Raw genomic sequence first — 8287 nt, 5'->3', positions numbered from 1 at the left:
GGATGACGACGCAGTAGGGGTCGCCGGGGGCGTTGGGGTCGGCTTTGAATACCTGATGGTCTTCCCAGTACTGTTGCCATTTGGCTTCGGTCTGTTGAGGGTCGTATTGGGCGGGAAGATTGACGGTCATTGTGGCCTGCTTGGATGAATAACGGCGATCGCTGATTTTACATTATACCGGTAGGCGTAAGGGGTACGGTTGCCTATTTCCGGTTCCCTTCTTCCCCCCTCTTGCCTCTTGCCTTTTGCCTCTTGCCTCTTGCCTTTTGCCTCTTGCCTCTTGCCTTTTGCCTCTTGCCTTTTGCCTCTTGCCTTTTGCCTCTTGCCTTTTGCCTCTTGCCTTTTGCCTCTTGCCTCTTCCCCCCGTTCCCTTTCTATTGCCTATTACCTATTGTTGGTATAGAATGGTCAACGGCATCTCTTGGAGAGGTGGCAGAGTGGTCGATTGCGTCCGACTTGAAATCGGATGAAGTGAAAGCTTCCGGGAGTTCGAATCTCCCCCTCTCCGTTTTTAACTCATCCTCCCTAAACTTACCGCTGTTGTAGCTTCTGGCGGATTAGGTCGGCGATTTCCTGGTTCCCTTGCAGAATCGGAGGTAGAGATTTGACCCCAGCCTGTTTTCTCTTTTGGCGACGACCAAGCAGTAGATAGGTGGTCATTGTTCCTTTACCTTTGATGGCCATACTGCCTCGCCGGGTGAGGATAAATCGAGATTTGAGTAACTGATAGGTTTGTTGGGAGACTTGGATTTTCCCGGCGAGTCCGTGGGATTCCATGCGACTGGCGGTGTTGACGGTGTCTCCCCAGAGGTCATAGACAAACTTTTTCAGGCCAATCACCCCAGCGACGACGGGGCCGCTGTGAATGCCGATGCGGATGTCGAGGCGACTGTTGGCTTGGCGGTTTAACTCGGTGATGACTTGCTGCATGTCTAGGGCCATGTCGGCGATCGCCTCGGCATGGTCTAATCGAGTTATGGGTAGGCCACCGGCGGCCATGTAGGCATCGCCAATGGTTTTGATTTTTTCGAGTTCGTAGCGTTCGGTGAGTTGGTCGAAGGCGGAAAAGATATAGTTGAGGAGTTTCACCAGTTCTGTCGCGGAAATTTCTGAGGATAATTTGGTGAAGCCAACAATGTCGGCAAAGAGGATGGTGACGGCTTCGTAATCTTCGGCAATGGTAGCCGGAGTATCTTTCAGTTGATTGGCAATGCTGACAGGCAGGATGTTTAAGAGTAATCGTTCGGTTTTGAGTTGTTCAAGTTTTAAGGCTTCTTCTGCTAGCTTGCGTTGGAAAAACTGACCAATTTGATTGCAGACGGTATCCATCATCTGCAAGAGTTCTTTGTCTTCATCCAAGGGACTGGTTGAGAACAAGCTTATGATTCCCAAGCAATTTTCTCCAATCGTCAATGGACAAAATAAAGCGGTCTTGAGTCCTAGGGTACTGGCTTCAGACTGTCGTTGACTGCTTATTTCTTTGAGGTTAGACTGCCAAAGAGACTGCTGTTTTTTCCAGGTTTCTTGAATCCAGCTACAGCCATAACGAAAACTCAAGTTCGTCCAGGTTTCACTGTCTAGCTGTGGATTCATCCAAATATCAACACAGCGAAGTTTCAACGACTCCCCAGACTCAGTGGCCTCAGATTCAATGGACAGTTCAGCAGAAGGGTCACTTGAAATCGGTTGCCAAAACTCACAAATATTCCAGCCGAGTCCTTCGGCTAATCCTTGTAAGAGTTTAGGGAGGGCATCGACAAAGCCTCGGGATTGAGATAACACTTGGGTAACGGTATTATGAGCCATTAACCGTCGTTGAGCGAGGTAGCTTTTGGTGATATCTCGACCTATATAAATTAGCTTAGGTTGTTCCTCTAAGTTGAGGGAATTTCTGTCAGATGTCGAACTATCAAAGACTGAGCAGGTAAAGGATACAATTGATCTTTTGCTGTTTTTTCCAATTAAAATTAAATCAAATTGACGCAGGATTTCTCCGGTCTCTTGAAGTAAAAACTCCTGGTTTTCAACAAGATTGAAGTTTCTATCTCCAATTAATTCTGTTAAAGATTTCCCAATTAAGTCTGATTCGTTGTACCCAAGTAAATCCAGGGCGACTTGATTGGTTCTGATGATTGTCCCAGAGAGATGAGTCACAAAGAGGGAGTCGGGCATCGATCGCAAAATCTGTTCAATCTGTGCCTCAGATGCCGAGAGTTTGTCAACCGTTAGGCTCAAATCATTGGACGCTTGGACTAGGGTTTGTTCTAACCCCATGCGATCCGTAACGTTTTCTAACAATAAAAGTAAGCCTCGGGGATTGTCGGGGCAATCATCATAGATAATATATAAATCCCAATAGCCGAGAGTCGAGTCACTCTCGGTCGATCGCCGGATCGCCTTTAACTCAAAATACGACTCGACCCCGTCGCGAATCAAATCCATCACCGCTTCGAGGCCGAACAGTTCCGGTAATAACTCAAAAATGTCTTGATCAATAGCCGAGTCACTCCCAATCCCCAGCACATCTTGTACATTCAAGGAGGTATCGACCACCCGCGATCGCGCATCGATGGCAATATACTCTAAATGGGGCAAAACCGATAACTTGAGAAGGGGGCGACTCATAGGAACCTAACTGGATTTCAAGGATGGCCGTTAAACAATGATCTTCAACCTGGACGAACTCCCCGATTAAGACTTAAGATAGTTTGCCACAAACTCACCGTAGGCCTCACGAACCGCCCGAGGCAAACTGCCAAACCCCGTCCGGGCCGTCTGTCCGGTCCGAGGAGGACAGCACTCTTGAAAGGACTCCGTTAAATCACTCTCGGTCGTTTCATAATCAAAGGTGATCTCCTCACCGGCCGCAATATCTCGCAACGCCACAAAATCAAAGGCCCCCCAGGCGTTATCCTGAACTCCAGTCGTGGGACTATCCGAGTGATTGATACGAATCGCCGGTTCGTCCATTTCCACATGAACTTCCCAATCGACCTGAATCGAGTAAATGGTGCGTCGGTCATAGACGCCAACGCGACGGCCAACAACCACCGTCTCCCCTTGGCGAAACGGACGCAAGGCGAACACCCCCCGTCCTTTCTCGCCAGCGGTGCGAATTTCAACGTCAGTGCCTGTTTTTACATTCATGTTAGTGAGAGTCTCGAAACTATGAATCAATATCTTCAGCCACTAGAGTGACATCGAACGGCTGCCATCGTCCACTCTGTTGATTAGTCTTAATTGTTATCCTGACGTGACCCCTGTGCTGATGCTCTCAGGTCTTCTCAAAGCCAATCTGTTGAACTCAGGACTGCAACGTCTTTGGGGGAAACTCACCCACCTAAGTCCGGGCAAGTCTCCCAACCGTTTACTTCATGTCTTGGCCCTAGCGGCGATCGTCATGGCCTTGAACGTGATCAGTTATACCTTAGCCAGTTCCCTGTTTGTCAGCAACGTGGGAGCCGCAGGACTGCCTCTGTCTTATATTTTGGTTGGATTAGCCTCAAGTCCCATTTACGGCTGGTTTTCACAGATTGTCGATCGCATCCCCCATCACGCCCTCTTCCGCTACTGGGCCTTACTCACCGGTAGCGTCGTCCTCGGCTTACGGGCCTTGCTCTTTTGGGATGTGCAGCCAATCTACTACGCCCTCTATGTCGGTGTCTATTTCCTCTGGACGCTTCAACTCGACATTCTCCTACCGACGCTAATTTCCGATTATTTCACCTCCCGCGAATACAAACGCATCGCCTCCTATATTACCGTTTGCCAAGCCCTCGGCGGCTTCCTAGGAGGCATGATTGTCGGACTATTGGCCAATCTGCTCTCGACAGCGGATATCTTGCTATTAGTCCCGACGTTATATCTGGTGGTCTTCGCCCTAGTTTGGAACCTGCAACGACACGAACAGCCCGTTCCTCCCGAAGAGAGCGATCGCCATGCCGATACCCCCCCAGCCAACCTCGGCGATCTCATACGAGACTATCCCATCTTCAAATGGCTGGCCGGGTCCACCTTTCTCTGGATTGTCCTCTACGGTATTGCCGAATATCTCTATTTCGATGCCTATGCCCTCCATTTTGCCGATCGCCCCGAGAGTCTCACCGCCTTTCTCGGAGGGTTTAGTGCCGTCAACAGCATCCTACAAGTGGTGGTCTTATTGTTCGTCACCCGACGACTGCTGATCGGACGAGTGGGCGTCGATGGAACCAATCCCATTTATCCCATCACCACGGCCCTAGCCTTTCTAGGGCTGAGTGTCGGTTTAGGCGTCGGTTGGGTGTTTCCGGCGGCCCTATTTGCCCATTTCAACTCCTCCACCATTGACACCGCCATCAATCAGCCAGTCTATACCCTCATGTATAACCCCATCCCCAATCGGGATATGGCCAAGGTTCGGGCTTTAACCGATGGCTTGTGTTATGCCCTGGGATTGGCGACCACGGGGGGCCTGTTGTGGTTGGCCCAGGCCTATCTTGATGCTTGGTCTATTGCCCTGTTTGGGACGGTCCTCAGTTTGCTGTTTGTGGCCGTTCGTCATCAACTGAGTCGGGATTATTTCCAGGCCATGGTGACGCGGCTGTTCTCTAAAACCGCTGAGATGGATTTGGATATGGTTGAGGAGGTGTTTCAACAAGTCCCAGATAATCAAATTCCCCGCCTGAAAACCCTATTGCGGGAGGGAAAACCCCAGGAACGGGAAAAAGCTCTACGGTTGGCAGCCGGATTACGGGTTCCTAGTCGGGTGCTACCGGAGGTAAAACCCTTGTTTTGCCAGGCTCAGCCGGGGCAAGAACGGGGCTTATTTCGTTTTTTTGCCAAAACACCCCAAGACAAGGTTCTGTCGCAGTTTCTCTGGGAAATGCTGGAGTCTTCGGATACGGCAGTGCAACTCTTGGCCTTTGAGGCCTTGGTGGCTCGTCGAGAACCCATTGCCGATGCTTGGCTAGAGAAGCTGACCGCTAGTTCTGCACCCACGATTCGCGGCTTGGCCTGTGTCTTGGCCCAACAGTCAACGACATTAACCCCTGAGGTGCGGCAACGCTGTCGAGGGATTTGGGAGTCTCCTTTGGATGATGAGACGAAAACCGTTGTGATTCGCGGGATTCGCAATACGGGGGATGTGACGATGATTCCCCAGTTACGCAGTTTGTTGCAGGGGGCCTCGGTGGATGTGCAGATTGAGGGGTTGAAGGGGTTGGCTCAGTTGCAGCCGGAACAGGATTTGGCGTTGGCGGAGTTGGCGAGTGGCTTTTTGGATCACCCGAATCCGGTGGTTCGTGGGGCGGCGGTGGATTTGTTGGGGGCGGTGCAGTTGCAGGAGTTTTGGCCCGATATTGCCCGAGGCCTCGAAGATCGTGATATTACGGTTCGGGGACAGGCGATTAAGGCGTTGGCCCGTTATGAGGATTATAATCTCGATCGCCTGGCGCAGTTGTATCTGAGTCATCCCCGTATTGAGGTGGCGGAGTCGGCGGTGGCGGTGCTGGCGACGGTGAAAACGAGCCGGGCGTTTCAGTTTTTGGAGGGGTATTTACAGGCGGATTATCGACGGGCGGCCCTGATTCGCGATTGGTGGCAACGCATCCCTCAGGAATCGCCGCAATGGCAGCCGTTGGTGGGGGTGTTCCGCGATCGCACGCAACGGGTGGTTAATCAAGTGTTTCATGTGTTGTCCTGTTTGGGCAATCGTCGTACGTTGGCGGAAGTGCGACAGTTGTTGCAGCGGGGGGAGAAACGCGATCGCGATAATGCCCTCGAAACCCTCGAAACGTTGCCCCACCGTCGCTATGTGTTTCCCATTGTGCCGCTGATTGAGTATCCGGATGGGCCGGTTTCGGGATCTGGCCTCGGGGATGACAAGAGGGCGTTGGCACTGTTGCAGGAGATGTTACTAACGGAAGATCATTGGATTCGGGCCGGGGCGTTGCGGGTTTGGGCCAGTTATCAGCAAGAGGTGCCGCCGGGAGTGTTACGCGATCGCGATCGGGTGGTGAAGGCGTTAGTGCAAGAAATTAGTAAAACCCAGGGAGTGGAAAATTTATCGTTTGATCGCATTTTGTTTCTCAAGACCTTGGTCTTATTTCAAGAGTTATCTCTTGATGAACTTTGGTCGTTGGATCGAGGGTTTCAGAAACGGTCTTATGGGGCAGGAGAAACGATTTGTCGAGAAGGTGAGTTAGGGCGGCAGCTTTCGATTGTCTATCAAGGGCAGTTACAGGCAAAATCTAGTTTTTCCGATGAGCCAATTCTGCTCAAATCAAGCAGCTATTTTGGCGATTTTGGCTTGTTTGGAGATACGCCCTATTCGGCAACAATTACGGCAGACACTGATGCGTTGCTGCTGTGTTTAAGTAAAGAAAGTTTTGATGTTTTGGTGGATGTGATTCCTAAGTTGAATACTTGTTTGGCGGTGGCGGCTCGTTATAGTAGTCTTTGAGGCAAATCAGGGTTTTTAATCTTGCACCTGTGGGGGTAACAAAGAAAAGCTTATCTTCATCAGACCCCTGAACAATCATGCTGTATCGATTCATCAATCCTCATCCTTTCTTAACTCTTCGAGTGCAGTAAGTAACTTTTCTAATGGATTCGGAAGAACCGAATTAAGTTTCGTCCACCATATCCAAAATCTGGTTGTACAAGGCTGGAGAGACTCTAAATTCTGACGTGGCAATCATAGCGTCTATCAATGGCTTGACGGTAGCAATCAAATTTTTGCGTTTAGCTTCAACCAAAATACCCAGCAAACCTGTAATTCTCACTCAATCGCGATCAGCTTCTGCTCGACCACGACGCTCATCAATTAACAGCAAATTAGCCTTGAGTTCCAGGACAAGGGCGATCGCTTCAGATTCACCCGGATCTAACCTCACCTCATTTTGAAGCCGTTGAACAACGCTGAGGTCGGTCACTTGTCTTACTTGAAGCCAGTCAGCAGCTTGGGCTTCCAAGGTTCCAGGAACAGGAGGATCGATATCCGCAAGCTCTCGATATACGGCTTCAGGGATAATGACTTGACGGTAGAGTTGTGGCAAAAGTGGCAAATGTTGAATGGCAGCTAGATTCGTGATTACGGATGTATCACTAATGACAATCACAGTCGCCCCAACTCCCGTAGATTCTTCAAGTCCAGTTCAAAATCCTCAACATCGTAGGAGTAAAGGGGGATATGACGCTGTTTGAGGAGTTGACGAAAGGTGTTAGGTGGCATCTCCGCGAGTTGACTGGCATACCCCAGGGTTAAATGGCCCGTTTGAAACAGGTGTAATGCAATTTCCTGCCGAAACTCACTGGGGGTAAGCCGAGACGCTTGCAAGATTTCGTCTGAAATGATGACACTCATAGTAGGATGACCTCGTCAGGTGTAATTGTAGGGTGACTTTCCTCTATTGCTCATGGGGCTATACCCATTGTTGCATTTGCTCGTCGAGGTCATTGGAGTAAGTTCTATCGATTACCAGGGCCACCATCCTGCGTATCCCTTTCTGTTGATCGGCATAGACAGGGTCAATCTCGTTAAGGAGGATCTCCTCATCCCGCTCTGAAACATCCTGTTGACCAGACTGACCTAAGCCTGCAACAGAGAGCAAAACGTTTTGTTGACAAAGATCAGGTTTCTTATCCTGAGACGATTTATAGCGTAAGTAGTCAAGAAAATTTGCCAACTCTAACAAAACCTCATCAGGCAGAGCATTTATTACCTCAACAAGATCTTGCCGCTCTACTGTTGTTTTAGACATGGCTATATTGCTACTGACACAGTGTTGCTACTCTATTCTAGCCTCTCAGTAAGTCAACGAGCCGCGATCGCATCTTGCTCATCAGCCGCCAAAGTTTTCAATTCGGCGATCGCCCGCTCAAGCAACTCAGTCATTGCTACTTCACCCAGAACTTTATACTCATTCTATCGATTATCGCGGCTCTCAGGCAGATTGAGCATAGCGCGATCGCGCTCTTCGAAAGTGGGCAGACTTCCCTGATGCTGCCAATGTTCTTGAAAAGTAGGCATTGTCTCCAAAAACATCACATTCCCAGCTTGATAAGATTTAACGATGAAAAGCAGCGGCGGCAGATAACATTAACATTCCCGAAAGTGGCTTTCGTCCGTCCGCTGCCTTGAGGTGTTAGACCGCATCGATTGACTAAGATTTATGGTTTCAAACTCAGTAATTCAAAAATAGCTATTGGATATTCACACTGATTTTGTAAAGATTTTTTCACCCAGGAATTAATGAAAGAATGAAGCATTTTGTCCTTCGCAACCCAACTTATTCCACTCAATTCTTTA

The 8287-nt window shown here is 49.6% G+C and carries 7 protein-coding genes and 1 tRNA gene; 2 read left to right on the top strand and 6 right to left on the bottom strand.

Translation table 11 applies throughout. The features are described from left to right. Window positions 1-423: 423 nt before the first annotated feature. A tRNA-Ser gene (locus R6U67_RS05820) sits at window positions 424-508 on the top strand. Window positions 509-531: 23 nt separating this feature from the next. Here the strand turns inward: R6U67_RS05820 and R6U67_RS05815 are convergent. Both R6U67_RS05815 and R6U67_RS05810 read right to left on the bottom strand, forming a co-directional pair. Next, a complete protein-coding gene (locus tag R6U67_RS05815) occupies window positions 532-2625 on the bottom strand; it encodes an adenylate/guanylate cyclase domain-containing protein (RefSeq protein ID WP_410251667.1) in 2094 nt (697 codons plus the stop codon). 66 nt (window positions 2626-2691) lie between these two features. Next, complete coding sequence (locus R6U67_RS05810) at window positions 2692-3147, bottom strand: SET domain-containing protein-lysine N-methyltransferase (RefSeq protein WP_410251666.1); 456 nt, start codon at window positions 3145-3147, stop codon at window positions 2692-2694. Window positions 3148-3268: 121 nt separating this feature from the next. Here R6U67_RS05810 and R6U67_RS05805 point away from each other — a divergent pair, with 121 nt between their 5' ends. Continuing rightward, window positions 3269-6439, top strand: a complete 3171-nt coding sequence (locus tag R6U67_RS05805) for a HEAT repeat domain-containing protein (protein WP_410251665.1) — start codon at window positions 3269-3271, stop codon at window positions 6437-6439. A 163-nt stretch (window positions 6440-6602) separates the two neighbouring features. On the opposite strand, the gene R6U67_RS05800 is transcribed toward R6U67_RS05805, so the two are convergent. The 4 genes from R6U67_RS05800 to R6U67_RS05785 are packed head-to-tail and all read right to left on the bottom strand — an operon-like array spanning window position 6603 to window position 7739. Next, window positions 6603-6761 (bottom strand): DUF3368 domain-containing protein, encoded by a 159-nt coding sequence (locus tag R6U67_RS05800; RefSeq protein WP_410251664.1) that lies wholly within the window; start codon window positions 6759-6761, stop codon window positions 6603-6605. Further along, window positions 6762-7097 carry a hypothetical protein gene (locus R6U67_RS05795; protein ID WP_410251663.1) on the bottom strand — a complete coding sequence of 112 codons (336 nt, stop codon included), beginning with the start codon at window positions 7095-7097 and terminating at the stop codon, window positions 6762-6764. Further along, window positions 7094-7342 (bottom strand): UPF0175 family protein, encoded by a 249-nt coding sequence (locus R6U67_RS05790; RefSeq protein ID WP_410251662.1) that lies wholly within the window; start codon window positions 7340-7342, stop codon window positions 7094-7096. The genes R6U67_RS05795 and R6U67_RS05790 overlap by 4 nt, the downstream gene beginning before the upstream one ends. Window positions 7343-7400: 58 nt before the next feature. Continuing rightward, a complete protein-coding gene (locus tag R6U67_RS05785; protein WP_410251661.1) occupies window positions 7401-7739 on the bottom strand; it encodes a hypothetical protein in 339 nt (112 codons plus the stop codon). Between the last annotated feature and the right edge of the window lie 548 nt (window positions 7740-8287).

This window comes from Sodalinema sp. (assembly GCF_046483825.1).
Taxonomy (GTDB): Bacteria; Cyanobacteriota; Cyanobacteriia; order Cyanobacteriales; family Geitlerinemataceae; genus Sodalinema.
The sequence above is the reverse complement of the archived record's forward strand: the minus strand, read 5'-3'. Positions and strand labels throughout refer to the sequence as shown.

Excerpts from the sequence above, each read along its gene's own strand:
- R6U67_RS05815 (WP_410251667.1), bottom strand. The coding sequence starts at position 2,625 with ATGAGTCGCCCCCTTCTCAAGTTATCGGTTTTGCCCCATTTAGAGTAT.
- R6U67_RS05810 (WP_410251666.1), bottom strand. The coding sequence starts at position 3,147 with ATGAATGTAAAAACAGGCACTGACGTTGAAATTCGCACCGCTGGCGAG.
- R6U67_RS05805 (WP_410251665.1), top strand. The coding sequence starts at position 3,269 with ATGCTCTCAGGTCTTCTCAAAGCCAATCTGTTGAACTCAGGACTGCAA.
- R6U67_RS05790 (WP_410251662.1), bottom strand. The coding sequence starts at position 7,342 with ATGAGTGTCATCATTTCAGACGAAATCTTGCAAGCGTCTCGGCTTACC.
- R6U67_RS05785 (WP_410251661.1), bottom strand. The coding sequence starts at position 7,739 with ATGTCTAAAACAACAGTAGAGCGGCAAGATCTTGTTGAGGTAATAAAT.